This is a genomic window from Bradyrhizobium sp. CCBAU 11430, from assembly GCF_028128855.1.
Taxonomy (GTDB): domain Bacteria; phylum Pseudomonadota; class Alphaproteobacteria; order Rhizobiales; family Xanthobacteraceae; genus Bradyrhizobium; species Bradyrhizobium ottawaense.
This window is the reverse complement of sequence record NZ_LBJV01000074.1, coordinates 391,491-417,061: the sequence shown is the minus strand read 5'-3', so window position 1 is coordinate 417,061 and position 25,571 is coordinate 391,491. Positions and strand designations below refer to the sequence as shown.

General features: G+C 64.7%; 23 protein-coding genes and 1 pseudogene. 9 read left to right on the top strand and 15 right to left on the bottom strand.

Annotation, left to right across the window (positions count from 1 at the left end; all coding sequences use genetic code 11):
- Positions 1 to 444: pseudogene (locus XI04_RS38645) on the bottom strand (alanine dehydrogenase); the annotation flags it as partial.
- A 145-nt stretch (positions 445 to 589) separates the two neighbouring features.
- On the opposite strand from XI04_RS38645, the gene XI04_RS38640 reads away from it, so the two are divergent.
- From XI04_RS38640 to XI04_RS38630, 3 genes are all read left to right on the top strand, one after another.
- A complete protein-coding gene (locus tag XI04_RS38640) occupies positions 590 to 1,069 on the top strand; it encodes an Lrp/AsnC family transcriptional regulator (RefSeq protein ID WP_028142380.1) in 480 nt (159 codons plus the stop codon).
- An 81-nt stretch (positions 1,070 to 1,150) separates the two neighbouring features.
- Positions 1,151 to 3,505 (top strand): Orn/Lys/Arg decarboxylase N-terminal domain-containing protein, encoded by a 2,355-nt coding sequence (locus XI04_RS38635; protein WP_271609415.1) that lies wholly within the window; start codon positions 1,151 to 1,153, stop codon positions 3,503 to 3,505.
- Between the two features lie 6 nt (positions 3,506 to 3,511).
- Positions 3,512 to 4,087 (top strand): GNAT family N-acetyltransferase, encoded by a 576-nt coding sequence (locus tag XI04_RS38630; RefSeq protein ID WP_028142378.1) that lies wholly within the window; start codon positions 3,512 to 3,514, stop codon positions 4,085 to 4,087.
- 3 nt (positions 4,088 to 4,090) lie between these two features.
- Here XI04_RS38630 and XI04_RS38625 read toward each other — a convergent pair whose 3' ends face one another.
- The 3 genes from XI04_RS38625 to XI04_RS38615 all read right to left on the bottom strand — a co-directional run bounded on the left by XI04_RS38625 (position 4,091) and on the right by XI04_RS38615 (position 6,038).
- Complete coding sequence (locus XI04_RS38625) at positions 4,091 to 4,303, bottom strand: hypothetical protein (RefSeq protein WP_018315882.1); 213 nt, start codon at positions 4,301 to 4,303, stop codon at positions 4,091 to 4,093.
- A 122-nt stretch (positions 4,304 to 4,425) separates the two neighbouring features.
- Complete coding sequence (locus XI04_RS38620; protein ID WP_028142377.1) at positions 4,426 to 4,875, bottom strand: flagellar basal body rod protein FlgC; 450 nt, start codon at positions 4,873 to 4,875, stop codon at positions 4,426 to 4,428.
- Between the two features lie 113 nt (positions 4,876 to 4,988).
- A complete protein-coding gene (locus XI04_RS38615) occupies positions 4,989 to 6,038 on the bottom strand; it encodes a hydroxyacid dehydrogenase (RefSeq protein ID WP_152103242.1) in 1,050 nt (349 codons plus the stop codon).
- Positions 6,039 to 6,289: 251 nt separating this feature from the next.
- Here XI04_RS38615 and XI04_RS38610 point away from each other — a divergent pair, with 251 nt between their 5' ends.
- From XI04_RS38610 to XI04_RS38600, 3 genes are all read left to right on the top strand, one after another.
- Positions 6,290 to 6,850, top strand: a complete 561-nt coding sequence (locus XI04_RS38610; RefSeq protein WP_152103243.1) for a thiamine pyrophosphate-binding protein — start codon at positions 6,290 to 6,292, stop codon at positions 6,848 to 6,850.
- A gap of 8 nt (positions 6,851 to 6,858) precedes the next feature.
- The gene (locus tag XI04_RS38605) at positions 6,859 to 7,455 is read left to right on the top strand and encodes a thiamine pyrophosphate-dependent enzyme (protein WP_271609414.1); all 597 of its coding nucleotides are present in this window, start codon (positions 6,859 to 6,861) and stop codon (positions 7,453 to 7,455) included.
- 77 nt (positions 7,456 to 7,532) lie between these two features.
- Positions 7,533 to 7,910, top strand: coding sequence for a hypothetical protein (locus XI04_RS38600; protein WP_028142373.1), 378 nt, complete (start codon positions 7,533 to 7,535; stop codon positions 7,908 to 7,910).
- Positions 7,911 to 7,957: 47 nt separating this feature from the next.
- Here XI04_RS38600 and XI04_RS38595 read toward each other — a convergent pair whose 3' ends face one another.
- The 11 genes from XI04_RS38595 to XI04_RS38545 all read right to left on the bottom strand — a co-directional run bounded on the left by XI04_RS38595 (position 7,958) and on the right by XI04_RS38545 (position 21,118).
- The gene (locus XI04_RS38595; RefSeq protein WP_018315876.1) at positions 7,958 to 8,341 is read right to left on the bottom strand and encodes a DUF1236 domain-containing protein; all 384 of its coding nucleotides are present in this window, start codon (positions 8,339 to 8,341) and stop codon (positions 7,958 to 7,960) included.
- 114 nt (positions 8,342 to 8,455) lie between these two features.
- Positions 8,456 to 9,343 (bottom strand): 2-hydroxy-3-oxopropionate reductase, encoded by an 888-nt coding sequence (locus XI04_RS38590; protein ID WP_152103245.1) that lies wholly within the window; start codon positions 9,341 to 9,343, stop codon positions 8,456 to 8,458.
- A 211-nt stretch (positions 9,344 to 9,554) separates the two neighbouring features.
- Entirely contained in the window at positions 9,555 to 10,340 is a 786-nt protein-coding gene (hyi, locus tag XI04_RS38585) for a hydroxypyruvate isomerase (protein ID WP_038947129.1), read from the bottom strand.
- A 14-nt stretch (positions 10,341 to 10,354) separates the two neighbouring features.
- A complete protein-coding gene (gene gcl / locus XI04_RS38580; RefSeq protein ID WP_038970579.1) occupies positions 10,355 to 12,145 on the bottom strand; it encodes a glyoxylate carboligase in 1,791 nt (596 codons plus the stop codon).
- Positions 12,146 to 12,297: 152 nt separating this feature from the next.
- Positions 12,298 to 14,097, bottom strand: a complete 1,800-nt coding sequence (locus tag XI04_RS38575; protein ID WP_271623917.1) for an adenine deaminase — start codon at positions 14,095 to 14,097, stop codon at positions 12,298 to 12,300.
- A gap of 85 nt (positions 14,098 to 14,182) precedes the next feature.
- A complete protein-coding gene (locus XI04_RS38570; protein WP_038970583.1) occupies positions 14,183 to 14,983 on the bottom strand; it encodes an NYN domain-containing protein in 801 nt (266 codons plus the stop codon).
- A 53-nt stretch (positions 14,984 to 15,036) separates the two neighbouring features.
- Entirely contained in the window at positions 15,037 to 16,536 is a 1,500-nt protein-coding gene (locus XI04_RS38565; protein WP_152103247.1) for a tripartite tricarboxylate transporter permease, read from the bottom strand.
- Positions 16,536 to 17,021: a tripartite tricarboxylate transporter TctB family protein gene (locus tag XI04_RS38560; protein WP_271609411.1), complete on the bottom strand. Its 486-nt coding sequence runs from the start codon at positions 17,019 to 17,021 to the stop codon at positions 16,536 to 16,538. Before XI04_RS38560 ends, XI04_RS38565 begins: the two co-directional genes overlap by 1 nt.
- Positions 17,018 to 17,986 (bottom strand): Bug family tripartite tricarboxylate transporter substrate binding protein, encoded by a 969-nt coding sequence (locus XI04_RS38555; RefSeq protein ID WP_038947124.1) that lies wholly within the window; start codon positions 17,984 to 17,986, stop codon positions 17,018 to 17,020. The genes XI04_RS38560 and XI04_RS38555 overlap by 4 nt, the downstream gene beginning before the upstream one ends.
- A 106-nt stretch (positions 17,987 to 18,092) precedes the next feature.
- Positions 18,093 to 18,932 carry an IclR family transcriptional regulator gene (locus XI04_RS38550; protein WP_152103248.1) on the bottom strand — a complete coding sequence of 280 codons (840 nt, stop codon included), beginning with the start codon at positions 18,930 to 18,932 and terminating at the stop codon, positions 18,093 to 18,095.
- Positions 18,933 to 18,988: 56 nt separating this feature from the next.
- Entirely contained in the window at positions 18,989 to 21,118 is a 2,130-nt protein-coding gene (locus tag XI04_RS38545; RefSeq protein ID WP_095426484.1) for an acetate--CoA ligase family protein, read from the bottom strand.
- 351 nt (positions 21,119 to 21,469) lie between these two features.
- Here XI04_RS38545 and XI04_RS38540 point away from each other — a divergent pair, with 351 nt between their 5' ends.
- The 3 genes from XI04_RS38540 (at position 21,470) to frc (ending at position 25,308) form a co-directional block, all read left to right on the top strand.
- The gene (locus tag XI04_RS38540) at positions 21,470 to 22,165 is read left to right on the top strand and encodes a GntR family transcriptional regulator (RefSeq protein WP_161966556.1); all 696 of its coding nucleotides are present in this window, start codon (positions 21,470 to 21,472) and stop codon (positions 22,163 to 22,165) included.
- A 66-nt stretch (positions 22,166 to 22,231) separates the two neighbouring features.
- On the top strand, positions 22,232 to 23,965 hold the full coding sequence (oxc, locus tag XI04_RS38535) for an oxalyl-CoA decarboxylase (RefSeq protein ID WP_095426483.1): 1,734 nt from the start codon (positions 22,232 to 22,234) through the stop codon (positions 23,963 to 23,965).
- A 65-nt stretch (positions 23,966 to 24,030) separates the two neighbouring features.
- Positions 24,031 to 25,308 carry a formyl-CoA transferase gene (gene frc, locus XI04_RS38530; protein WP_018315863.1) on the top strand — a complete coding sequence of 426 codons (1,278 nt, stop codon included), beginning with the start codon at positions 24,031 to 24,033 and terminating at the stop codon, positions 25,306 to 25,308.
- The last annotated feature ends 263 nt before the right edge of the window (positions 25,309 to 25,571 follow it).

Below are 25,571 nucleotides of genomic sequence, written 5' to 3'. Positions count from 1 at the left end.
CGCGGCGCCGGCGGCCTCGATGGCGAGGCGGCCGGCGACTTCGCTCATCGGGGCGAGCAGCGGGAGGTGACCGTTCGCGTCCGTGACGGTTTCATAGGCGATCGCGGTACAGCCGGAGGCAAGCAGGCCCTTGGCCTGCTCCGGATCCGGCGCAAGATGAAGATAAGTGAACAGGATCTGGCCTTCTCGGAGCTGGACCCACTCGCTCTTCTGCGGTTCCTTCACCTTCACGATCATGTCGGACTTGGCAAAGATATCGCGGGCGCTCTCGGCGATGGTGGCCCCTGCCCGCCGATACACCTCGTCGGGCGCGCCGATGCCGCCGCCGGCGCTGGTCTCGACCGTGACCTGGTGTCCGGCCGCGACATATTCGCGGACCGCGCCCGGGGTGAGCCCGACGCGATATTCCTGCACCTTGATCTCCTTGGGCACACCGACGCGCATCTTTTGGGCTCCTTTGCCAACGCCTTGATTCGGTTCCTCATCGTAGCGACGGGGCCGGTTTGGTTTCGTGCAAATATCCGCTAGTTTCGGCAGGCCCGCGCCGGTTTCCGGCGCCAAGCCGCCCTTTCACGCTGGAAACGAAACATTGGCCCTCGACCGGAAAGACCTCGCGATCCTCGCGGAACTCACGACCAATGCACGTGCCAGCCACACCGAGCTTGCCAACAAGGTAGGGCTCTCCAGCACGGCGCTGGCCCGGCGGCAGAAGGCACTGGAGGACGAGGGCTACATCCAGGCCTACCAGGCCGCACTCGATCTGGCCCAGTTCGGCCTCACCACCACCGTGCTGGTTCGCATCGCGCTGGAGAGCCAGAGCGACGACGCATTGAAGGCGTTCGAGGCCGAGGTGGTGAAATGCCCTTCCGTCGTGCGCTGCTTCCTGATGTCGGGAACCGACGACTACATCCTGATCGTGCTCGCACGCGACATTCAGGATTTCGAGCGCATCCACCGCACCGAGCTGTCCCGCCTGCCGCGCGTCGCACGCGTGCAATCGAGCTTTGCCCTACGCGACATCGTCAACCGTGCGGTGCCGACCGTGGTGTTCGGCGAAGCGAAGCGGTAGCCGGGGCCATCCCGCTCCACTGTCATAGAACTGTCATCGAATGTGCCGAGAGCTGTGCTTCTCGCACATTCGGGACAGACCATGGATTATTTCAAGCGCTTCAACTTCCTGTTCGCCGCACCAGTATTCGACGCCGACGATCTCGAAGGCGTCCGCTTCAACCAGATCATCGAGGAGATCCAGCGCTCCGGCTTCGAGGTGGTCCGGGCGCGCAAACTAGAAGATGCCGAGATGGCGGTGCAGACCGATGCCGCGATCGGGTGCATGGTGGTGGACTGGGGCAAGAAGGGCCTGGAGGGCAAGACCTCGGCGCTGATCAACCTGATGCGCCGCCGCGGCCTCGATTTCCCGATTATCCTGCTGATCCGGCGCAAGCGCTTCGAGGACCTGCCGGTCGAGGTGCTCGATTTCATCGACGGCTACGTCTTCCTGTCCGAGGAGACGCCGACCTTCATCGCCAAGAATCTGATCAGCCGGCTCAAACAATATGCCGAAACGCTGAAGACGCCGTTCTTCGGCGCCCTGGTCGACTATGCCGAGGAAGGCAACCAGCTCTGGACCTGCCCGGGGCATAATGGCGGCGTATTCTACAACCGCAGCCCGATCGGCCGGGTCTTCGTCGAGCATCTCGGCGAATCCGTGTTCCGCGACGACCTCGACAATTCCGTGCTCGATCTCGGCGACCTCCTCACCCATGAAGGGCCGGCGCTGAAGGCGCAGAAGGAAGCCGCGCAGATTTTTGGCGCGGAGAAGACCTATTTCGTGCTCAATGGCACCTCGACCTCGAACAAGGTCGCGCTCGGCGCCCTCGTTACCGACGGCGACCTCGTGCTGTTCGACCGCAACAATCACAAGGCCGCCCATCACGGCGCGCTGATGATCAACGGCGGCGTCCCGGTTTACGTGCCGACCATCCGCAACGCCTGGGGCCTGATCGGACCGATGCGCTGGGACGTGCTGGACGAGAAAACCTTGCGCGAGGCGATCCGCAATCACCAGCTGGTCACGGACAAGGAGGCTTGGCGCAAGGAGCGGCCGTTCCGCGTCGCCGTGGTCGAACAGTGCACCTATGATGGGACGATCCACAGCGCCGAGATGATCCTGAAGCGCATCGGCCATCTCTGCGAGTACATCCTGTTCGACGAGGCCTGGGCCGGATTCATGAAATTCCACCCGCTCTATGCCGGCCGTTTCGCCATGGGGCTGGCGAACCTTCCGCCGGAAGCACCGGGCATCATCGCGACGCAATCGACCCACAAGCAGCTTGCCAGCTTCTCGCAGGCATCACAGATCCACATCAAGGACCGCCACATCCGCGGTCAGAAGCGGCGCGTCGAGCACCGCCGCTTCAACGAGAGCTTCATGCAGCACGCCTCCACGTCACCCTTCTATCCGCTGTTCGCCTCGCTCGACGTCGGCGCCCAGATGATGAAGGGCCGCTCAGGCGAAGTGCTGTGGGACGACACCATCCGCCTCGGCATCGAGCTGCGCAAGAAGATCCGCGCGATGCGGAGGGAGTTCGAAGAGAAGGAGCAGAACGCCGATCGGCGCTGGTTCTTCGAACCCTTCGTTCCCGACCGCGTCGCCATTCCGGATGTCGGCCGCCCCGGCGCCGTCCACAACGTCGCCTGGGAAACCCTCTCGACCGATGAGCTCGCCACCAATCCCGCGCTGTGGCAGCTCTCTCCCGATACCAACTGGCACGGCTTCCCCGGCATGGCCGAGGGGTTTGCCATGACAGATCCGAACAAGCTGACGCTGCTCACCCCCGGCTTCGACCGCTCAGGTGCCTATGCCGAGCACGGCATCCCCGCCCCCGTTGTGGCGCAATATCTGCGCGAGAACCGCATCGTTCCCGAGAAGAACGACCTCAACTCCCTGCTCTTCCTGCTCACCCCCGGCGTCGAGGCGAGCAAGGCCGGCACGCTGATCTCCGGCCTGGTCGCCTTCAAGAAGCTGCACGATGACAATGCGCTGCTGTCCGACGTCATTCCGGAGTTCTACCAGCGGCGGCAGGCGCGCTATGCCGGCGTGCGCTTACGCGATCTCTGCGGCGAGATGCACCGGTTCTTCCGCACCGCCGACGTCAGCGCGCTTCAGGCCCGGCAGTTCATGCCCGAGCACATGCCTGAGATCGCGATGTCGCCTCGCGATGCTGCCCGCTATCTGTTCAAGAACGATGTCGACTACCTGCCGATCGAGGCCATCGCTGGCCGCATCGCGACCACGCCCTTCGTGGTCTATCCGCCAGGCATCGCCACCATCGTGCCCGGCGAGCGGTTGACCGAGCGGGCCAAGCCCATGGTGGATTATCTCAAGATGTTCGAAACCTGCTTCAACACGTTTCCGGGCTTCGACGTCGAGATCCAGGGCGTCTACAAGGAGATCGATGCCCAGGGGCGCATCGGGCTCTATACTTACGTCGTTGCCGAGTAGGTGCGAATGAACGAAACAGCTGCGCGCGCGAGCGACGAAGCCGTCCTGGTCAGGCCGTCACGCGACAGCGATGTCGAGGCAATGTTGGCGATCTACCGCCATCACGTCCGCAACGGCGTGGCGCGCGACATCGAGGGAACCGGCGCGCCCGAGCCGGACGATTTGCGCGACCGGCGCAAGAACCTCAAGCAGACCCGCCTGCCGCATCTGGTCGCAACCTTTCGCGGCGAGGTGGTCGGCTATGCCTATGCGGTGCTGTTCCGCAAGCGCCCGGCCTATCGCTACACGGCCAAGCATTCGATCTACGTCCACCACGAGCAACTCGGCCGCGGCGTCGGACGGTTGCTGCTGCAGGAATTGATCGATGCTTGTGCGGCGGCCGGCTTCCGCCAGATGATCGGCTATATCGACGCCGACAACGCGCCTTCGCTGGCGCTGCACGAGAAGTTCGGCTTCGCGCGCGCCGGCCTGCTTTGCGGCGTAGCCTATCGCCACGGCCGCTGGTCCGACACTGTCATGGTGCAGCGATCGCTCGGCGCGGGGACCACGGCGCCCCCGCCCGTCACGGCGCCGGGCCGGTAGACCTCAAGACGGAAAGTCGGCCGCTCGCACATGGATGCGGTCGGCATGCAGCGACCAGTGATGCAGGGCCTGGTCCTTGCAGAACCTGGCCTTCGCCCGCTCCCTGGCCTCGTCCTCGTCGGAGGCGTCGATTTCCAGCGTACCCTGGCAAATCTCGCTCTGCCGGCCGTACTCGCCGAGCACATCCTTCATGAACTTGACGACATAGGTTGACATGGGACCTCCCTGCTGCCCCGGCCGCACTCTAGTCCCATTTAAGCCGGACCGGGGAAGGAGATTTTGACGCGGATCAAAAGGCCGGCAAGGTTCCCGCCGCCCATTCCGGCGGCAGTCCGCCCTCATGTGGTTATATCGAGGAGCGACTCTGTCGTTTCCGCGTAAGCCTGAATGACTTTCGCATTGGCAATGAAGCTGTACTTGGCGGCCGCCAGCTGAACGAATTCGCTGGCGATATCGACATTCGGCGCTGCGACCAGCCCATCCTGGTTTGCGAAGGAAGCGCTTGGGTCTGATTGCGCGGTATAGCTCGGCGATACCGTCGACACCTTCGCGGTCGTGCCGCCCGGCGTCGAGCCGCTCGATTGGTCGACCTGATCGACGCGCAATGGCACGTAAGCCGCGGGAAACGTCGGAGCAATGCCCGGACTGCCTGTAACGGCCGACGGGCTCGACCCGCCCGAGGTCGGCAGCGGGCCGGTCGTTCGAACATTGGCGATGTTGCTCGCGGCCACGTTCACGCGCAAACTCGCCGCGGAAAGTCCGGATGTCGCAATCGAGAAGATGCTCATGGGCTTTCAACTACAGGACAAGTGATACGCGTTCACTTACCCGCTCGATAAGATGCGACGCTTTGCCTTTCCGTCGTGGTAACCAATGATCGGAGCGCTGACCCTTCGCGCCCCTACCCGGGCGTCACGCCAAAAGCCTGCTTGAAGCGCTCCGCATAACGCGGCCAGACCTCGGGATTGATGATGCGTGGCGGGCGCTTGCCGTCGAGCGTGTCCAGCACCTGCTCGGCCGCGATCCGGCCCATGTTCTGGCGCGCCTCGATCGTGACGCCCGCGGTGTGCGGGCTTGCCAACACGTTGTCGAACTGGAGCAGCGGATGCTCCGGCGGCGGCGGCTCCTTGGACCAGACGTCGAGGCCGGCACCGGCGATGCGCTTGTCGCGCAGGGCCTGGAGCAACGCATCCTCGTCGTGGATGAAGCCGCGCGCCGTGGTGATGAAATACGCATGCGGCTGCATCAGCCCAAACTCGCGCGTGCTGATCATGTTGCGGCTGCCCTTGTCGAGCGGACAGGAGATCGAGACGAAATCGGCGCGGCGCAACAGCTCGTCGAGCTCGACCTTCTCGCCGCCCCGTTCGGCCATCACTTCGGCCGACAAATATGGGTCGTAGGCCAGCACCTTCATGCCGAGCAGGCCCTTGCACAGCGCGGCGATGCGACGGCCGACATTGCCGAGGCCGATGATGCCGACGGTCTTGTGCTCGACCTCGTTGCCGACCAGATCATTGCGGTTGACGTCGCGCTCGCGGCGCAGGCGGCGATCGGACTGGATGATGCGCTTGGACAAGGTCAGCATCATCGCCAGCGCGTGCTCAGCGACGGAATGGGCATTGCCGCCGGACTGGTTGACGACCAGCACGCCCGCATCCGTGCAGGCCTCGACGTCGACAGGGTCGAAGCCCGCACCATTGCTGGAGACCAGCAGCAGGTTCGGCGTGCGCTTCAGCAAGGCGGCGCCAACGTGGAAATGCGGGGCGAGCTCGTCCCGGGCGGCGCCGATCTGGTAGACATGCGCCGCGCTCAGGATCGGCGCGTAGACATCTTCGGGGCTCTCGTTCTCGATACGATCGAGCCGGACGTCGGACCGCGCCTTCAGGATGTCGATATAGATCGGATTGGCCAGGTATTTGACGTAGAAGACGCGCTTATTGTTGACGGACATCAGGACCCTTCCGGCTCTCCAGGGAGATCCGCAAGGTCGGCGCGATGCGCGCCCGTCCGTGCCCCCTCCCGTTTTCTCGTTGTCGCCGCTTATGACATGGCGGTGCCGACCACGACAGGCCGTTCAGCGCAGATCACGGTGCGGCCCGGACATGTTGACAATCCCGCCCGCTCCGTCAAGTTCGGCCGGTCGCGCGACGGAAAGAACCAAGAAGATGCGCGGCCCAAGAAAATACGCCAAGGGAGAACGCAATGGCGATTGCGGAACAGCAGACGCAAGCGGGACAGGCGTCCAGCGACGGGAGCTGGCACGGCATCGTCCTGCAGACCCTGAAGCGGAACGAGATCAGCCTCGTCCCTTACGTGCCCGACCGGGTGCTGACGCCCCTGATCAAGAACCTGCATGCCGATCCCTTCTTCACCACCTTCGCCACCGCCCGCGAGGAGGAAGCCGTCGGCATCGTCTCTGGCGCCTGGATGGGTGGGCGGCGCGGCGCGGTGCTGATGCAGACCTCCGGCTTTGCCACCCTCGCCAATGTGCTCGCCTCGCTCGCGGTGCCCTACCAGATCCCGCTGATCATGTTCGTGTCCGAGCGCGGCACGCTCGGCGAGTTCAACTACGGCCAGTCGCTGGTCTGCCGCACCATGCGTCCGGTGCTGGATTCGCTGGCGCTGGAGCACCACACCATTACCCGGCTCGACGAGCTCGAATTCATCGCCGACCGTTCGATCAAGCAGGCTGTCACGACACAGGCGCCGGTGGCCCTGATCCTCAACCCGCTGCTCACCGGCGGCAAGGTTTTCGACAAGTGAGCGCCACCATGAACACTGGCAATACCAAGGTGATGAACCGGTTCGATGTGACCTCGCGCCTGATCGCAAAGCTCAAGCACGAGGAAGCGGTGATCGGCGGCATCGGCAACACCAATTTCGACCTCTGGGCCGCCGGGCATCGTCCGCAGAATTTCTACATGCTGGGCAGCATGGGCCTCGCCTTCCCGATCGCGCTCGGCGTGGCGCTCGCGCAGCCCGACCGCCGCGTCTTCGCGCTCGAAGGCGACGGCTCGCTCTTGATGCAGCTCGGCGCGCTCTCGACGATCGCGACGTTGAAGCCGAAGAACCTCATCATGATCGTGATGGACAACGGCATCTATCAAATTACCGGCGCGCAGCCGACACCCGCGGCAAGCGTCGCGGATATCGTTGCCATCGCCGCAGGCTCCGGCCTTGCGAATAGCGCCTGGGCTGCGGACGAGGAGGATTTCGAGCGCCTGGTCGATGCGGCGATGTCCGCCGCCGCGCCGAGCCTGATCGCGGTCCGCATCGACGACAAGCCGGGCGTCGGCACCACAAGGCGTGATCCCGTACAAATCCGGGAACGCTTCATGCACGGGCTCGGCGTACGCGAGCCGCTTTAACATTTTGTCATTAACTACACAGCGATCTGATGGAGGGACTGTACCGGTCCGCTGCCAATCTGTGCTAAGCGAACCGGATGTCCATTTTGATACGTTCATTTGCCTGGCTGCTCGCGGCCGCCGTTACTTTCGCCACCCTCGGTCCCCCCGGCCTGCGGCCCCATTCCGACCTCGGCCAGGACGGCGAACATGCGCTCGCCTTCATTCTGGTGGGACTGGCCTTCGGCCTCGCCTATCCGCGGCGGCGCCTGCCGGGCGCAGGAGCCGCGGTCGTCCTGATTGGCGTGCTCGAGCTGATGCAATTTTGGGCACCCGGACGCCACGCCCGGCTGGAGGACTTTCTGGTCGACGCGCTCACGGCCTGCTTCGGCTTTGCGCTCGCGGCGGTCACCGATTGGGCTATGACACGCTTTCGCGCAAGCGCCTCTGCAGCAAGCGAAGGCCCCGCGGAGTAGAACTCCGCAGGGCCCCCTTTCCCCTCCACGCCTGTGGCCGGCCTGGATCAGTCGATGATCTTGACTACCCGACGCGTGCGCGGCTCGACGATCACGCGGCGATCGTTCACGACCGCATAGCGATACTCGGTGTAGTTCGGTACGGGGCGGAGCACCACGGTCGGCGGCAGCGGCTCGCCTACCACGACGCGCTCCTCAACCACGACGGAATCGCTGCGAGGAATTCCGCCGAGGACCGCATTCGGAATCTCGAGGCCAGCGCCGACGGCCGCACCAACGGTGCCGCCAACCATGGCGCCGATCGGTCCGCCAATATCGCCGCCCGCACGCGCGCCGTCCCTGGCGCCTTGTTCGGTCGTCGACTGGGCAAAGGCTGCGCTCGACGCCAGCAGCGACGCTGCAGCCAACGTAATCGCAAGACGGGTTTTCATGTTGATTTGTCTCCAGTGATTGTCCTGCGCCTTCAACCGCGGGGCCGGAGCATTGTTCCGGTTCCCCCGAAGCGAAGACGCCTCAAAAACTGGAGACTGTTACCGCGTAACAGTTCAGGCTGCGGCGATCTCGTGACCTGCCATCAGTTCCAGTGCCCGCACCATCGCGGAATGATCCCAGCCCTTGCCGCCATGCGCGGTGCAGGCCGAGAACAATTGCTGCGCCACTGCCGTGCTCGGCAACGAAAGGCCCAGCGAGCGCGCGCCTTCGAGCGCAAGATTGAGATCCTTCTGATGCAGCTCGATGCGGAAGCCGGGAGCGAAATTACGCTTCACCATGCGCTCGCCGTGCACTTCGAGGATGCGCGAGGAGGCAAAGCCGCCCATCAGCGCCTGCCGCACCAGCGCCGGATCGGCCCCGGCTTTCGATGCGAACAACAACGCCTCGCTCACCGCTTCGATCGTGAGCGCGACGATGATCTGGTTGGCGACCTTCGTCGTCTGCCCGTCGCCATTGGCGCCGACGCGGGTGACATTCTTGCCCATCTTGTCGAACACCGGCTTCATGGTGCCAAAGGCCCGCTCCGGCCCGCCGACCATGATGGTGAGGCTCGCGGCCTTGGCGCCGACCTCCCCGCCTGAGACCGGCGCGTCGAGATAGTCCGCCCCGAGCGCCTCGATCTTCTTCGCGAACTCCTTCGTCGCCAGCGGCGAGATCGAGCTCATGTCGACGACGATCTTGCCTTTCGAGATGCCGCTCGCAACACCATCCTTGCCGAACAGCACCGCTTCCACATGCGGCGTATCCGGCACCATGATGATGACGGCATCCGCGCCCTCCGCGACTTCCTTGGCCGACTTGCAGGCGATGCCGCCCGCGGAAATCAGCTCAGCCGCAACCGGCGCAACATCGTGCAGGAGAACACGATGGCCAGCGCTAAGGAGATGGCCGGCCATCGGCCGTCCCATGGTGCCAAGTCCGATGAAGCCGATGTTGGTCATGTCTCATTCCTCCAGATTTAGGCCAAGTCGATCCACAAGCTCGGTGCACCTCTCCCGCTTGCGGGGGAGGTCGGCGCGTAGCGCCGGGTGGGGGCTCTATCCGCTTGGGGGCTTTCACCGCATCTCGATCGAATCTTTTCGCGGAGATACCCCCACCCCAGCCCTCCCCCGCAAGCGGGAGAGGGAGCGCACCGTCGCTGTGGGTGCATTCTCACGTCTCGAACGTCTGCGCCGCGTGCCACGAAAGCCCTTCCAGCGTCGTGGTGCGCGGCTTGTATTCGCAGCCGATCCAGCCGCGATAGCCGATCGCATCGAGGTGGCGGAACAGGAAGGGATAATTGATCTCGCCGGTGCCGGGCTCGTGGCGGCCCGGATTGTCGGCGAGCTGGATGTGGGCGATCTGGGGCAGATATTCCTGCATGGTGCGGGCGAGATCGCCCTCCATGATCTGCATGTGATAGATGTCGTACTGGACGAACAGATTGTTCGACCGCACCTCGGAGATCAGCTGTATCGCCTGCTCGGTGCCGTTGAGGAAGAAGCCGGGAATGTCGAGCGTGTTGATCGGCTCGACCAGCAGCTTGATGTTCTCGCGTGCCAGCGTGGAGGCGGCGAAGCGCAAATTTCCCACCAGCGTCTCGTTGAGTTCGCGCGGATCGGCATCGGCAGGCGCAATACCCACGAGGCAGTTGAGCTGCTCGCAATCGAGCGCCTTGGCATAGTCGATGGCGCGAAACACGCCGTCGCGGAATTCGGCGGTGCGATCGGGCAGGATCGCAATGCCGCGCTCGCCCCCGGCCCAGTTTCCGGCCGGCAGATTGTGCAGCACCTGGGTCAGGCCGTGGGCTTCCAGCTGCTCGCGCAGCTGCGCCTTGTCGAAATCATAGGGGAAGAGATACTCGACCCCGGAAAAGCCCGCCGCCTTCGCCGCTGCGAAGCGGTCCAGGAACGGCATCTCGTTGAAGAGCATGGTGAGGTTGGCAGCGAATTTCGGCATGATGAGGTCCTCTCCTATTCCGCCGGCTGCAGCACGCCTGGGCGCGCCCGCTCGACCTCGTCGAGCGGCAGGTCCAGCACCTCCTCGAACTCGACGATGTTGTCGATCTCCGTGCCCATCGCGATGTTGGTGACGCGTTCGAGGATGAACTCGACCACCACGGGCACGCGGTGCTTGGCCATCAATTCGCGCGCGGTCGCGAACGCGGCCTGCGCGTCCTTCGGATCGGTGACGCGGATCGCCTTGCAGCCGAGGCCTTCGGCGACCGCGACGTGGTCGACGCCGTAGACGCCGATCTCGGGCGCGTTGATGTTCTCGAAGGAGAGCTGAACGTGATAGTCCATCTCGAAGCCGCGCTGGGCCTGGCGGATCAAGCCGAGATAGGAATTGTTCACGACGACGTGGATATAGGGCAGATTGAACTGCGCCCCGACCGCGAGCTCCTCGATCAGGAACTGGAAGTCGTAATCGCCGGAGAGCGCGACGATGTCGCGATCCGGGCACGCGGCACGCACGCCGAGCGCGGCGGGCAGTGTCCAGCCGAGCGGCCCCGCCTGACCGGCATTGATCCAGTTGCGTGGGCGATAGACGCCGAGGAACTGCGCGCCGGCGATCTGCGACAGGCCGATCACGGTGACGTAGCATGTGTCGCGACCAAACGCCTTGGTCATCTCCTCATAGACGCGCTGCGGCTTGATCGGGACGTTGTCGAAATGGCTCTTGCGCAGCATCGTCTTCTTGCGATCGCGGCAGGCCGCGGGCCACGCCTGGCGCTCGCGCAGCTTGCCTGACCGGCGCCACTCCCTGGCGACGGTGACGAACAGCTCGAGCGCAGCCTTCGCGTCCGAGACGATGCCGAGATCGGGATTGAACACGCGCCCGATCTGGGTCGGCTCGATGTCGACATGCACGAAGGTGCGGCCCTTGGTGTAGGTCTCGACCGAGCCGGTGTGGCGGTTGGCCCAGCGGTTGCCGATGCCGAGCACGAAGTCGGATTCGAGCATGGTGGCATTGCCGTAGCGGTGGCTGGTCTGAAGGCCGACCATGCCCGCCATCAGCACGTGATCGTCGGGTATCGCGCCCCACCCCATCAGCGTCGGGACAACAGGCACGTTGGCAATCTCGGCGAATTCGACCAGGAGATCGGAAGCGTCGGCATTGATGATGCCGCCGCCCGCGACGATCAGCGGCCGCTCGGCGGCGTTGAGCATCTCCAGCGCCTTCTCGACCTGCTTGCGCGTCGCTGTGGGCTTGTAAACCGGCAGCGGCTCATACGTCTCGTCGTCGAACTCGATCTCGGCGAGCTGCACGTCGAGCGGCATGTCGATCAGCACCGGCCCCGGCCGGCCCGAGCGCATGACATGAAACGCCTGGCTGAACACGCGCGGCACCAGCGCCGGCTCGCGCACGGTCACCGCCCATTTCGTCACGGGCTTTGCGATCGACTCGATGTCGACGGCCTGAAAGTCTTCCTTATAGAGCCGCGCGCGCGGCGCCTGCCCGGTGATGCAGAGGATCGGAATGGAATCGGCGATCGCCGAATAGAGCCCGGTGATCATGTCAGTGCCGGCCGGCCCCGAGGTTCCAATGCAGACCCCGATATTGCCGGCCTTCGCCCGCGTATAGCCCTCGGCCATATGCGAGGCGCCCTCGACATGGCGTGCCAGGATATGCCGGATCGAGCCGCGCTTCTTCAGCGCCGAGTAAAGCGGATTGATCGCGGCCCCGGGAACGCCGAAGGCGGTGGAGATGCCTTCCTTCTCCAGAATTCGCACGGCAGCATCGATAGCTCGCATCTTCGCCATATCGGACCTCGCTCAAGTTGCGTCAGCGAGCGAGATCATCGGGTGCGCAGAAGCCGATCTCAACGAGATCGATTTTATTTTCCACGATGCGGCAGCCGCGGAAAAATAGCGGCGGTCTCAAACGGTTAGATCGAGAGTTGCATGAAAGCGGATCACTCGAACAGCGGCGCCAGTTCCATCTGCGGCACCAGCACTAGGCCCTTGTCGGTGATGCGAATTTCCGGAATGACCGATAGGGGAATCAAATTGAAGCCCATATAGGGGATGGTGCAGCCGGCCTCGGCCCATTCCTTCTTCAGCGCCTTGACCTCTTCGGCCACCTCCGTGACGCGCTTGTCCGAGAGAAGCCCCGCGATCGGCAGCGGAACCAGTGCCTTTACCTTGCCGTCGGCGACGACGCAGACGCCGCCCTGCTGGTCCTTGATGGCCGCGATCGCGACCTGCATATCGGGCTCGTTGGTACCGGCGACGATGATGTTGTGGCTGTCGTGTCCGACGCTGGAGGCGACCGCGCCGCGCTTCAGGCCAAAGTCCTTCAGCAGTCCATAAGCGACGTTGCCGGACGACTTGCCGTGGCGCTCGATGACCGTGACGAAACAGAGGGCGTAGCGCGCGAACAAAGACGGCCAGTCTTTGGCGGGTTCGATCGCGACTTTGTCATGGATCAGGGTGATGCCCGGCAACGCCGTCTTGATCGCATTGACGGTGCAGGCCTTCGCCGGCAGATCCGGCGTCAGCTTGACCTTCTCCGGCAGCTTCACCGTCGCATAAGCCGCCTTTGGATATTGATAGCGGTGAGACAGCGCCTGATCGAGCAGCCCGGTGATCTCGCCGTTCTCGACCACGAGCTCGCCGCCATACCAGGTGCATTGCGGTTTGAGCTGGTCGTCCATCAGCACGAGATCGGCGCGGCGGCCGCCGCCGAGGCCACCGATGTCGCCGTCCATGCCGAAGCGCGTGGCGCCGTGCAGCGAGCCCATCGACCAGGCCTGCTCCGGTGACATCCCGGCCTTCACGGCTTCGCGCACCACCCAGTCGAGACCGAACATCAGGAGATCGTCGGCGTCGCGGTCGTCGGTGCACACCGCCGTGCGCTTGTGCGAGGCGCCGAGCTCGGTGATGGTGCGGATCGCCTGCGGTAGCGAGTGCCAGGGCGTCGTCGGCGGACCACCGCGCAGGAATATCCAGACGCCGGCATCGAGCAGGTCGTCGGCGATGTCGCGGTCGATCGCCTCATGGGTATCCGTTACGCCGCTGGCCGCATAGGCCGCAACGAATTCGCGGCCGTAGACGTGGCCGGACACCGGACGTCCCCGCTTCAAGGCGGCAGCGAGGATGGCATGGCTGCGCTCGTCGCCCATCGTGACGGGCACGAAATCCATCTTTTCACCGAGCGCCACCGCCTCCGGCCAGCGGTCGAACAGACCGGCGATCTTGTCCGGTGTAAGGTCTCCTCCCGCCGTTTCGAGCTCGGCCGAAGTCGCAGGGACAGTCGACGGCACCGTCAAAAAGATCGAGAGCGGCGCCTCGCGCGCGTCTTCCAGCATCGCCTCCACGCCGGCGACATCCATGACGTTGCCGATCTCGTGGCTGTCGAAGATCGTGGTGGTGCCGTTGAGCAGCGCGGCCTCGGCATAGGCGCAGGCCGTCACCATCGAGGATTCGATGTGGATGTGCGGATCGACCAGCCCGGGCGCGATGACGCCGCCAGCGGCATCGTAGAGCGCGACGTTGGGCCAGATCTTCTTTGCCGCGCCTGATGGCTTCACCACCGCGATGCGCCCGCCGGTGATCCAGACCTCCCGACCGGGATGGATGCGTTCCGAATAGGTCGAGAGCACCCGCGCGCCGGTAATGACCAGATCTGGCGCGAGACGCGCGGACGCGACATCGGCGAGGCGCCGGGTCATCGCATGCAGCGGGGCGACGGTGAAGCGGGTGAGTTTGGTCATCGGGACCCTCGCGCGGCGTTACGGCCCGGCGATGGTTACGCCCTGCACCAAACCGGGCAAGTGCAAATATGACGGCACGCCCTGCTTACGCCTTGGGCGCCGCACCGCCTGCCGTTCCCGACCTGGCAGATCGGCGCGGGTTCCGCGTTCTCGCCGGCGGCGCCTCAGCGGGTTTGACCCGGATCCGCATCGACCGGCCCTTCGGCTCATCGATCTCGAACGAATTGGTCTTCCGCACCAGGTCGCTCAGCTTGCGGAAGCCGTAGGTCCTCGGATCGAAATCGGAAGCGAGATTGGCGAGCTGCCGTCCGACTTCACCGAGCGCGACCCAGCCGTCCTCGCTCTCCATCTGGGTGATGACCTTCTTGATGATGGGCGTGGCGGCATCGGGCGGCTGAAGCGGCGCTGAGCGTGAAGATGCGTCCTGGGCGGTCGCCGTGCCGGCAAGCAGGTTCTCCGTATAGACGAACCGTCGGCAGGCCTGCCTGAAGCTTTCGGGCGTCTTCTGCTCGCCGAACCCAAAGACATCGATGCCCTGCTCCCGGATGCGGGCCGCCAGACGGGTAAAGTCGCTGTCGGATGACACCAGGCAGAAGCCGTCGAACCGGCCGCTGTGAAGCAGGTCCATGGCGTCGATGACCAGCGTGATGTCGGATGCATTCTTGCCCGTCGTATAGGCGAACTGCTGCTGCGGGATGATGGCGTGCTTCGACAGAATGTCGGCCCACCCCCTGGACCGCGCGTTGGAGAAGTCGCCGTAGATTCGGCGGACGCTGGCCTCGCCGATCTTGGCGATCTCCTCGAACAGTCCGTCCGCGATTTTTGCCGACGCATTGTCGGCATCGATCAGGACGGCGAGACGGGGCGAACGAAGTTCTGACGGCATGGAATGTCCCCACGAGATGGACGCAGCATCACAAGATGCCAGCGCCGGGATGACTAATCTTCGGTCGCCTTGAACCGGCCCAGCCCCTTCAACACGAAGGGCGCCAGCAGCGCGATCAGTGCCAGCGCCAGCAGCGTCGCCGAGATCGGGCTCTGCAGCAGCGTCATGGGATCGCCGAGGCTGATCGCGAGCGCCCTGCGCAACTGGCTCTCGGCGATCGGGCCGAGGATCAGGCCGACCACGACGGGGGCGATCGGAAAATCGAACCGGCGCATCAAAAAGCCGAGCACGCCGAAACCGGCGAGCATGGACAACTCGACCACCGACGGTTTTGCGGCGATGGTGCCCATGGTCGCGAATACGAGGATGCCGGCATAGAGCCATGGCTGCGGGATCGCAAGCAGCCGCACCCACAGGCCGACCAGCGGCAGATTGAGCACCAATAGCATCACGTTGGCGATGAACAGGCTCGCGATCAGGCCCCACACGAGATCAGGCCGCTCGGCGAACAGCAGCGGTCCCGGGTTGAGGCCGTATTGCTGGAAGCCCGCCAGCATCATCGCGGCCGTCGCCGAGGTCGGCAGTCCCAGCGTCAAGAGCGGCACCAGCGTGCCGGCGGCGGAGGCGTTGTTGGCGGCTTCCGGCCCCGCGACGCCTTCGATCGCGCCCTTGCCGAACTCTTCGGGATGCTTTGTGAGACGCTTCTCGGTCGAATAGGACAGGAAGGTCGGGATCTCAGCGCCGCCCGCCGGCAGCGCGCCGATCGGAAAGCCGAACATGGTGCCGCGCAGCCACGGCTTCCACGAACGCTTCCAATCCTCCCTGGTCATCCACAGCGAGCCGCGCACCGGCTCGAGCTTCTCCTCGCTGTGGTGGCGGCGCGAGGCGACATAGAGCGCCTCACCCACCGCGAACAGGCCGACCGCGAGCGTCGTCACCTCGACGCCGTCGAGCAGTTCAGGAACGCCGAACGCAAGCCGCGCCTGACCAGTCAACTTGTCGATGCCGACGAGGCCAAGCGTCAGGCCAATGAACAGGCTGGTCAGGCCGCGGATCGGGGAATCGCCGAAGGTCGCCGACACCGTGACGAAGGCGACGCACATCAGCGCGAAGTAATCCTCAGGACCGAAGCGCACGGCGAAATCGACCAGCCACGGCGCGAGGAAGGCCAGGCCGATGGTGGCGATGGTTCCGGCGACAAAGGAGCCGATCGCGGATGTCGCAAGCGCCGGCCCGCCGCGGCCGGCCTTGGCCATCTTGTTGCCTTCGAGCGCGGTCGCCATCGAGGCGCTCTCGCCGGGCGTGTTGATCAGGATCGCGGTGGTGGAGCCGCCATACATGCCGCCATAATAGATGCCGGCGAACATGATCAGCGAGCCGCCGGGATCTAGCTTGTAGGTGACCGGCAACAGCAGCGCGACCGTCAGCGCCGGGCCGATGCCGGGCAGCACGCCCACGGCGGTGCCGAGGAATACACCGATCAGGGCATAGAGCAGGTTCATCGGCTGAATGGCGACGGCCATGCCGTGCGCCAGCGCCGCAAAAGTGTCCATCACAGCAGTCGCTCCAGCGGGCCGGTCGGAAGGCTCAGCGTCAACAACCGGTCGAACGCGAGATAGATCAGGATCGACATCACGAGGGCGATGATGCTGTCGACGAGGATGGCACGGCGGCCGAAGGCGGCCGATGTCGTCACGAACAGCGCCGACGTCGCCAGGATGAAGCCGCCGCCAAAGCCGATGATGGCGATCAGCAGCGCAAGACCGATGAGGATCAGAACCACGGGCACGGGATCGGCGCTCTCGCGCGCCGGCAAATTGCCGCGCAGCGCGTCGATGAAATTGCCGATCGCAAGCAGCGCAAGGCCGCTGGCGATCACGACAGGCATCGCCTCCGGCCCCATGCCGTACATCGCGGTGGATGACAGGCCGCGCGCGTCGAAGACCAGCACCGCGGCGAGGCCTCCGAGCAGTGCAGCGATGACGATACCGGCGCGATCGACGCGCCGCGGCGGCTGGGCCGGATCGCCCGAGGTCATGACTTGACCAGGCCGACCGATTTCAGCACGTCGGTGACCCGCACGGTTTCCTTCTTCAGGAAGTCGGCGAAGGCGTCACCGCCGAGATAGGCGTCTTCCCAGCCCTTCTGCTTGAGGATTTCCTTCCAGGCGTCCGACTTCACCATCTTCTCGACCGCATCGCTCAGGGTTTTGCGCTGCTCCGGCGTGATGCCGGGAGGCGCCACCACCGAGCGCCAGTTGGCGATCACGAGGTCGATGCCCTGCTCCTTGAAGGTCGGGATGTCGCTGCCCTGGATGCGCTTCTCCGAGGTCACGCCGATCGCGCGCAGCTTGCCGGACTTGATCTGCCCTTCATATTCGCTGAGGCCCGAAATGCCCGCGGTGACCTTGCCGCCGAGGATCGCCGCCAGCGACTCGCCGCCGCCGGAGAACGGGATGTAGTTGATCTTCTTGGCATCGGCACCGACCGCGCCGGCGAATAACGCCGCCATCACATGGTCGACGCCGCCGGCCGAGCCGCCGGCGAAAGTCACCTTGGCGATATCGGCCTTCACCGCGGCGGCCAGATCCTGCGCAGTCTTGATCGGCGAATTCGCGGGAACCACGATCACCTGGATTTCCTCGGTGAGGCGAGCGATCGGCGTCACCTGCTCCAGCGTCACCGGCGACTTGTTCATGGCGAGCGCGCCCACCATGACGAAGCCGTTGACCATCATCTGGTTGCCGTCGCCCTTGGCGCCGTTGACGAATTGCGCGATGCCGACGCTGCCGCCGGCGCCGGGAACGTTGGTGACCTGCACGCTGCGCGCGACGCCCGCGGCCACCAGCGCCTGCTGCATGGAGCGCGCGGTCTGGTCCCAGCCGCCGCCCGGGGCCGCCGGCGCCATCAGCTTGAGCTCGAGCTGCTGGGCAAGGGACGGCGTCGCTGCCGCAAGGGTCAGCGCGACGGCTGCGCCGGCAAGGCGCGCGGAAAATTGAAACATGAGGACGCTCTCCAGGCTCATGCGGACGTTTGCCGCATTGTGTCGTTTGGTCGCATATCAGCCAAAACGGCCGATGCTGTCCAGCGACAGTGCCCGGGTTCCCCAGTTAGCGCGGCGCCGGCATCACCCCACCGAGCGCAACCGTCAGCTCGCCGGCGACCTCGCGCACGATTTGGCCGATTTCCGGCAGCCTGTCGTCGGTCAAACGGCTGGTCATGCCTGAGACGGAAATCGCCGCGAGCGGCTCGGCACAGTCGTTGTAGACCACTGCGGCAATACAGCGCAGCCCCATGCTGGCTTCTTCATCGTCGAGGGCAAAACCCTGCTTGCGGATCTTTTCGAGCTCCTTGAACAGGTCGCTCGGCCGCACGATCGACTTCTCGGTCAGCCGGGGCATGCCGTGATGGCGGATGACGGCGCCGACGTCCTCATCGGAATAGGTTGCGAGCACGGCCTTGCCGACGCCGGACGTCACCATGGGGACGCGGCCGCCGACCAGGGTCAGCGAGCGCATGATCTCGCGGCTCTCCATGCGGGTCAGCACGATGATGAACTCGTCGTCGACCACGGCGAGATTGGCGGTCTCGCGGGTGAGATCGCGCAGCTTGCGCAAGTAAGGAATCGCCTGCGCGGAGAAATTGCGCCGTCGCGCAAAGCTGGCACCCACCGTGAAGGCGCGCGAGCCGACATGCCATTTAGATTGCGTGCGGTCGAACTGCACGAAACGGCGGCTCTCCAGCGTCGCCAGCAGGCGGTGCACCGTGGAAGCCGACAGGCCGGTGCGCACCGCGAGATCGCTGAGGCGATAGCCTTCGTCGTCCTCGGCCAGCGTTTCCAGGATCGACAGCGCGCGATCGACGGACTGCACGCCGCCGTCGCGCGTGTCGTTGTCGGCCTCCGATGATCGAGGCTCGAGCGATTTGCGCCGGATCACGTTCTTGCTCATCGCGACCTGACAGTTGTCACCTCTCCCCGCGAGCGAGGAGAGGTGAAGTCTTCGTCTCAGAGCAGCCCTGCCCCGCGCGCCCATTTGTACTTGGCGCCGAGGACCTCGACCGGAAGCTCGGTCGAGTAGGCGTAGGCCGGGATGCCGTTCTGGTAGAGATATTCGGCGGCTTCCTCGACCTCGACGTCGCCCGCGAGCGAGGCGACGATCGGCTTCACGAAGCCCTTGGCCTCCATCTCCTTCTTCACCTCGACCATGTTGCGGGCGAACACCATCGGCGGCGTGACGATGGTGTGCCAGTAGCCGAGGATCAGCGAATGGATGCGCTCGTCCGAGAGGCCGAGCTTCACCGTGTTGACGTAGGTGATCGGAGGCTCGCCGCCGGTGATATCCACAGGATTTCCGGCAGCCCCGAACGGCGGGATGAACTTGCGGAAGGCCGCATCCAGATCCGCCGGCATCGACATCAGCGACAGGCCATTGTCGACGCAGGAGTCCGACAGCAGCACGCCGGAGCCGCCCGCACCGGTGATGATCAGCACGTTCTCGCCCTTCGGCGTCGGCAGCACCGGCACGCCGCGGGCGAATTCGAGCAGTTGCCGCAGCGAACGAGCGCGGATCACGCCGGACTGCGCCAGGACGTCCTCGTAGATCTTGTCGTTACCGGCGAGCGCGCCGGTATGCGACGAGGCCGCCTTGGCGCCCGCCGAGGTGCGGCCGGCCTTGAGCACGACGACCGGCTTCTTCTTGGAGACGCGCTTGGCGGCTTCCGCGAAGGCGCGGCCGTCCTTGAGGTCCTCGCAGTGCTGCGCGATCAAATTGGTGTTCGGATCCTGCTCGAAGAAGGCGAGCAGATCGTCCTCGTCGATATCGGACTTGTTGCCGAGGCCGACGATGGCCGAGACGCCCATCTTGGCCGAGCGCGAGAAGCCGATGATGGCCATGCCGATGCCGCCCGACTGCGACGACAGCGCCGCGTGGCCCTTGACGTCGTAGGCGGTGCAGAAGGTCGCGCAGAGATTGGCGGGCGTATAATAGAAGCCGTAGATGTTCGGCCCCATCAGGCGGATGTCGTATTTCTTGCCGACCTCGACGATCTCGGCCTGCAGCTCCGGCGCACCGGCTTCGGCGAAGCCCGACGGGATCAGCACCGCGCCCGGGATTTTCTTCTCGCCGCATTCGGTGAGCGCGGCCGCCACGAACTTCGCGGGGATCGCGAACACGGCCGTGTCGATCACGCCCGGCACGTCCTTGACGCTCTTATAGGCCTTGTAGCCGAGGATCTCGGCGGCCTTGGGATGGATCGGATAGATGTCGCCCTTGTAGCCGCCGTTGATGAGGTTCTTCATCACGGAGTTGCCGATCTTGCCGTCTTCGGCGGAGGCGCCGACCACGGCGACTGCCTTCGGCTGCATGATGCGGCTCATCGCCGCGACGATCTCCTCGGTCGGGCGCGGCTTCGGCTTCGGCACATAGGCGAAGTCGACGACGATGCGCACGTCGGCGGCGGTGGCGCCCTTCGCCGTCGCGAACACCGGATTGAGGTCGAGCTCGACGATTTCAGGGAAGTCGGTCACGAGCTGCGAGACCTTGACGATGACATCGGCGAGCGCGTTGCGGTTCACCGGCTCGCCGCCGCGCACGCCCTTGAGGATCTCATGCGCCTGGATGCCGTCGAGCATCGAGAGCGCGTCTTCCTTGGTCGCGGGCGCGAGACGGAAGGTGATGTCCTTGAGCACTTCGACCAGCACGCCGCCGAGGCCGAAGGCGACCAGCTTGCCGAACGAACCATCGGTGATCGAGCCGACGATGACCTCGGTGCCGCCGGCCAGCATCTGCTGCACCTGGACGCCGTCGATCTTGGCGTCGGCCTTGTACTTCCTGGCGTTGCCCAGAATGGTCTCGTAGGCCTTTTCGGCATCTTCGGCGGTCTTGAGGCCGACGATGACGCCGCCCGCTTCGGTCTTGTGGAGAATGTCCGGCGAGACGATCTTCATCACCACCGGGAAGCCCATCGACGAGGCCATCTTGCCGGCCTCGCCCGCCGACTTCGCCACGCCCTCCTTCGGCACCGGAATGCCATAGGCGTCGCAGACCAGCTTGCCTTCCGGGGCCGTCAGGCTGGTGCGGTTGTCCGCCTTGACCTGGTCAAGCACCTTGCGGACGGCTTCTTTGGAATTGGACATGTGGCTTCTCCCTTGACCTCAGTTCGTTCTTTTCAAAGCGCGCGCGTGGTTTTGCGGCTGCCCGTGATGCTTGCCATTCGCCGCGCTCTGTTCCATTCCGCGGAACGGAGCGGCATAAGCGCCAGATTACTCCGCCGCCGTGGATCAAAAATGGCTGGCGATGGCATTTGGTATGCCAGAAGCCAACTTGTCAAGCTGCGGCATCGCTTAGAACGCCGCAAAAAATAGCCAGCTTGACATTCTGGCATGTGGTATGCCAAAAACTTTCCCGTTAATAATCCTGTAAAAGACGACTCCCACTGGAGGAGATTCGTCGTGTCACTGCGGAAACCAACCAAGGCGTTGCCGAACATGGCCGAGGCAGATATCGCAATCGTTCGTATTGCCCCGGAGAGCAGCTTCAAGAACAAGGCGTATGACGCCTTGAAGGAAGCCATCCTCAGGATGGACATCTATTCGACGCCCGAGCCGGTGATGCTCGACGAGCGCGCGCTGTCCGAACGTCTGGGTGTCAGCCGCACCCCGATCCGCGAAGCGATCGCGATGCTAGAGCAGGACGGTTTCGTGAAGACGGTGCCGCGCCGCGGCATCATGGTGGTGCGCCGGACCAAGAGCGAGATCGTCGACATGATCCGCGCCTGGGCGGCGCTGGAGAGCATGGCTGCGCGCCTCATCACCACCACTGCGCGCAAGAAGGACATCACGGCGCTGCGTGACTACTTCAAGGATTTCGGCAAGGACCGCCTGCCCGAGGATCACGTCGAGGAATATTCGCGCGCCAACATCGCCTTCCATCAGGCGCTGATCTCGCTGTCGGAATCGCCGGTGCTGGTCGATCTCACCAACGACCTGCTGCTGCACGTGCGCGGCTATCGCCAGCTGACCATCGGACGCAAGGACCGCACTGCGACCTCGCTGCCCGAGCATCTCGGCATGATCGAAGCACTGGAGGCACGCGACACCGAGCTCGCCGAAAAGCGTGCCCGCGACCACACTCTCGGCCTTGCCGCTTACGTCGAAGCGCACGGCCAGGAACTGTTTACGTAACCTAGCAACGTTCACCAGAAGGGCGAACAATTCGCCCCACTATCTGAGACCAGGGAGACAAGGCCCATGCTGAATACCGCGACCAAGTCCGAGGCACCGGGCACCGAGCAGGAGCTGACGGATGGCTTTCATCTCGTCATCGACGCGCTCAAGCTGAACGGCATCAACACCATCTATAATGTGCCGGGCATCCCGATCACGGATTTGGGCCGCATGGCGCAGGCCGAGGGCATCCGCGTGATCTCGTTCCGCCACGAGCAGAACGCCGGTTACGCCGCAGGCATCGCCGGCTACCTCACCAAGAAGCCCGGCGTCTGCCTCACGGTCTCCGCGCCCGGCTTCCTCAACGGTCTCACGGCACTCGCCCACGCCACCACCAACTGCTACCCGATGATCCTGGTCTCGGGCTCTTCGGAGCGCGAGATCGTCGACCTGCAGCAGGGCGACTACGAAGAGATGGACCAGCTCGCGATTGCCAAGCCCCTGTGCAAGGCGGCCTATCGCGTGCTGCACGCCCAGGACATCGGCATCGGCCTGGCCCGCGCCATCCGCGCCGCGGTCTCGGGCCGTCCGGGCGGCGTCTATCTCGACCTGCCGGCCAAGCTGTTCGGCCAGGTGATGAGCGCCGATGCCGGCCAGAGGTCGCTGGTCAAGGTGATTGATGCTGCGCCCGCGCAGATCCCCTCGCCCGCTTCGGTCAAGCGTGCGCTCGACGTGCTCAAGGGTGCCAAGCGTCCGCTCATCATCCTCGGCAAGGGCGCGGCCTACGCGCAGGCCGACGAAGAGATCAAATCCTTCGTCGAGAAGAGCGGCGTGCCCTTCCTGCCGATGAGCATGGCCAAGGGCCTCCTGCCCGACACCCATCCGCAGTGCGCCGGTGCGGCCCGCTCGACCGTGCTGAAGGAATCCGACGTCGTCATGCTGATCGGTGCGCGGCTGAACTGGCTGCTCTCGCACGGCAAGGGCAAGAGCTGGGGCGAAGCGCCCAAGAAGTTCATCCAGGTCGATATCGAGCCGCGCGAGATGGACTCCAACGTCGAGATCGTCGCGCCCGTCGTCGGCGACATCGGCTCGGTCGTCTCCGCCTTCAACCAGGCGATGGCTTCCGGCTGGACCGCCCCGCCCGCCGAATGGACCAAGGCGATTTCGTCCAAGCGCGAAGAGAACGTCGCCAAGATGGCGCCGAAGCTCATGAACAACAAATCGCCGATGGACTATCACGGCGCGCTCGGCGTGCTGAAGAACGTCATCAAGGAGTACCCCGAGGCGATCCTCGTCAACGAAGGCGCCAACACGCTCGACCTCGCCCGCGGCGTCATCGACATGTACCGCCCTCGCAAGCGTCTCGACGTCGGCACCTGGGGCGTGATGGGCATCGGCATGGGCCAGGCGATTGCCGCCGCGCTCGAGACCGGTCACCCCGTGCTCGCAGTGGAAGGCGACTCGGCGTTCGGCTTCTCCGGCATGGAGGTCGAGACCATCTGCCGCTACAACCTGCCGATCTGCGTCGTCATCTTCAACAATGACGGCATCTATCGCGGCACCGACGTCAACGGCGCCAACGCCGATCCGGCGACGACGGTGTTCGTCAAGGGCGCGCGCTACGACAAGATGATGGAAGCCTTCGGCGGCGTCGGCGTGAATGCGACCTCGCCGGACGAGCTCAAGCGCGCCGTCAACGAAGCCATGAAGTCCGGCAAGCCGACGCTCATCAACGCGGTGATCGATCCGGCCGCGGGCTCGGAGAGCGGCCGCATAGGCAACCTCAATCCGCAGAGCGTTCTGCAGAAGAAGAAGTAAGTCCACCCCTCAACCCTTAATTCCCTGCGGTTGGCGGGGGCAGACACAGAGTACGGAGCAACACGATGACCAAAGCGCTTACGGGCGTTCGCATTCTCGACTTCACCCACGTTCAATCAGGACCGACCTGCACGCAGCTGCTCGCCTGGTTCGGCGCTGACGTGATCAAGGTGGAACGTCCGGGCGTGGGTGACATCACCCGCGGCCAGCTGCAGGACATCCCGAATGTGGACAGCCTGTATTTCACCATGCTCAACCACAACAAGCGCTCGATCACGCTCGACACCAAGAACCCCAAGGGCAAGGAAGTCCTCACCGAGCTGATCAAGAAGTGCGACGTGCTGGTGGAAAACTTCGGCCCCGGCGTGCTCGACCGCATGGGCTTCCCCTGGGAGAAGATCCAGGCCATCAACCCGAAGATGATCGTCGCCTCGATCAAGGGCTTCGGCCCCGGACCGTACGAAGACTGCAAGGTCTATGAGAACGTCGCCCAGTGCACCGGCGGCGCCGCCTCCACCACCGGCTTCCGCGACGGTCTTCCGCTCGTCACCGGCGCGCAGATCGGCGACAGCGGCACCGGCCTCCACCTCGCGCTCGGCATCGTCACCGCGCTCTACCAGCGCACCGTCACCGGCAAGGGCCAGAAGGTTACGGCTGCGATGCAGGACGGCGTACTCAACCTCGCCCGCGTCAAGCTGCGCGACCAGCAGCGCCTCGCCCATGGCCCGCTGAAGGAATACAGCCAGTACGGCGAAGGCATTCCGTTCGGCGACGCCGTGCCGCGCGCCGGCAATGATTCCGGCGGCGGCCAGCCCGGCCGCATCGTCAAGTGCAAAGGCTGGGAGACCGATCCCAACGCCTACCTCTATTTCATCACCCAGGCGCCGGTCTGGGAGAAGATCTGCGACGTGATCGGCGAACCCGGCTGGAAGACCCATCCCGACTACGCCAAGCCGCCGGCCCGGCTGTCGCGCCTCAACGAGATTTTTGCGCGCATCGAGCAGTGGACGATGACCAAGACCAAGTTCGAGGCGATGGAAATCCTCAACAAGGACGACATCCCCTGCGGCCCGATCCTGTCGATGAAGGAGATCATCGAGGACCAGTCGCTGCGCGCCACCGGTACCTTGGTCGAAGTCGACCACCCCACCCGCGGCAAGTACATTTCGGTCGGCAACCCGATCAAGCTGTCGGATAGCCCGAGCGACGTCGAGCGCTCCCCGCTGCTCGGCGAGCACACCGACGAGATCCTGCGCTCCGTGCTCGGCTTCAGCGACCACCAGGTCGCCGACATCCACAAGTCCGGCGCGCTCGACCCGCCGCAGAAGCAGGCCGCGGAGTAAGCAAGCTCGCTGCAAGCGCGAAAGGCCGCCGGTTTCGGCGGCCTTTTTGTTCGGGCCAAAGGAACCGAACCGCATACCGGCCGTTACTTCTTCGACCGGCATGCTCTCAGAAATGCGAACGTGCCGCCTCCACGGCGAGTGACCGAACCTCGCGCCAGACCCGCCCAACACTGAAGGATGATCCACCCTCCCGTTCGGAGGGTGACCAATCAATCCATATCGGCTTGCAGGCGGGAGGCGTCGCGTCAGGCGCTCCCGGGCTA

Excerpts from the sequence above, each read along its gene's own strand:
- XI04_RS38635 (WP_271609415.1), top strand. The coding sequence starts at position 1,151 with ATGGATTATTTCAAGCGCTTCAACTTCCTGTTCGCCGCACCAGTATTC.
- XI04_RS38630 (WP_028142378.1), top strand. The coding sequence starts at position 3,512 with ATGAACGAAACAGCTGCGCGCGCGAGCGACGAAGCCGTCCTGGTCAGG.
- XI04_RS38625 (WP_018315882.1), bottom strand. The coding sequence starts at position 4,303 with ATGTCAACCTATGTCGTCAAGTTCATGAAGGATGTGCTCGGCGAGTAC.
- XI04_RS38620 (WP_028142377.1), bottom strand. The coding sequence starts at position 4,875 with ATGAGCATCTTCTCGATTGCGACATCCGGACTTTCCGCGGCGAGTTTG.
- XI04_RS38615 (WP_152103242.1), bottom strand. The coding sequence starts at position 6,038 with ATGTCCGTCAACAATAAGCGCGTCTTCTACGTCAAATACCTGGCCAAT.
- XI04_RS38610 (WP_152103243.1), top strand. The coding sequence starts at position 6,290 with ATGGCGATTGCGGAACAGCAGACGCAAGCGGGACAGGCGTCCAGCGAC.
- XI04_RS38605 (WP_271609414.1), top strand. The coding sequence starts at position 6,859 with ATGAACACTGGCAATACCAAGGTGATGAACCGGTTCGATGTGACCTCG.
- XI04_RS38600 (WP_028142373.1), top strand. The coding sequence starts at position 7,533 with ATGTCCATTTTGATACGTTCATTTGCCTGGCTGCTCGCGGCCGCCGTT.
- XI04_RS38595 (WP_018315876.1), bottom strand. The coding sequence starts at position 8,341 with ATGAAAACCCGTCTTGCGATTACGTTGGCTGCAGCGTCGCTGCTGGCG.
- XI04_RS38590 (WP_152103245.1), bottom strand. The coding sequence starts at position 9,343 with ATGACCAACATCGGCTTCATCGGACTTGGCACCATGGGACGGCCGATG.
- hyi (WP_038947129.1), bottom strand. The coding sequence starts at position 10,340 with ATGCCGAAATTCGCTGCCAACCTCACCATGCTCTTCAACGAGATGCCG.
- gcl (WP_038970579.1), bottom strand. The coding sequence starts at position 12,145 with ATGGCGAAGATGCGAGCTATCGATGCTGCCGTGCGAATTCTGGAGAAG.
- XI04_RS38575 (WP_271623917.1), bottom strand. The coding sequence starts at position 14,097 with ATGACCAAACTCACCCGCTTCACCGTCGCCCCGCTGCATGCGATGACC.
- XI04_RS38570 (WP_038970583.1), bottom strand. The coding sequence starts at position 14,983 with ATGCCGTCAGAACTTCGTTCGCCCCGTCTCGCCGTCCTGATCGATGCC.
- XI04_RS38565 (WP_152103247.1), bottom strand. The coding sequence starts at position 16,536 with ATGGACACTTTTGCGGCGCTGGCGCACGGCATGGCCGTCGCCATTCAG.
- XI04_RS38560 (WP_271609411.1), bottom strand. The coding sequence starts at position 17,021 with ATGACCTCGGGCGATCCGGCCCAGCCGCCGCGGCGCGTCGATCGCGCC.
- XI04_RS38555 (WP_038947124.1), bottom strand. The coding sequence starts at position 17,986 with ATGTTTCAATTTTCCGCGCGCCTTGCCGGCGCAGCCGTCGCGCTGACC.
- XI04_RS38550 (WP_152103248.1), bottom strand. The coding sequence starts at position 18,932 with ATGAGCAAGAACGTGATCCGGCGCAAATCGCTCGAGCCTCGATCATCG.
- XI04_RS38545 (WP_095426484.1), bottom strand. The coding sequence starts at position 21,118 with ATGTCCAATTCCAAAGAAGCCGTCCGCAAGGTGCTTGACCAGGTCAAG.
- XI04_RS38540 (WP_161966556.1), top strand. The coding sequence starts at position 21,470 with ATGGCCGAGGCAGATATCGCAATCGTTCGTATTGCCCCGGAGAGCAGC.
- oxc (WP_095426483.1), top strand. The coding sequence starts at position 22,232 with ATGCTGAATACCGCGACCAAGTCCGAGGCACCGGGCACCGAGCAGGAG.
- frc (WP_018315863.1), top strand. The coding sequence starts at position 24,031 with ATGACCAAAGCGCTTACGGGCGTTCGCATTCTCGACTTCACCCACGTT.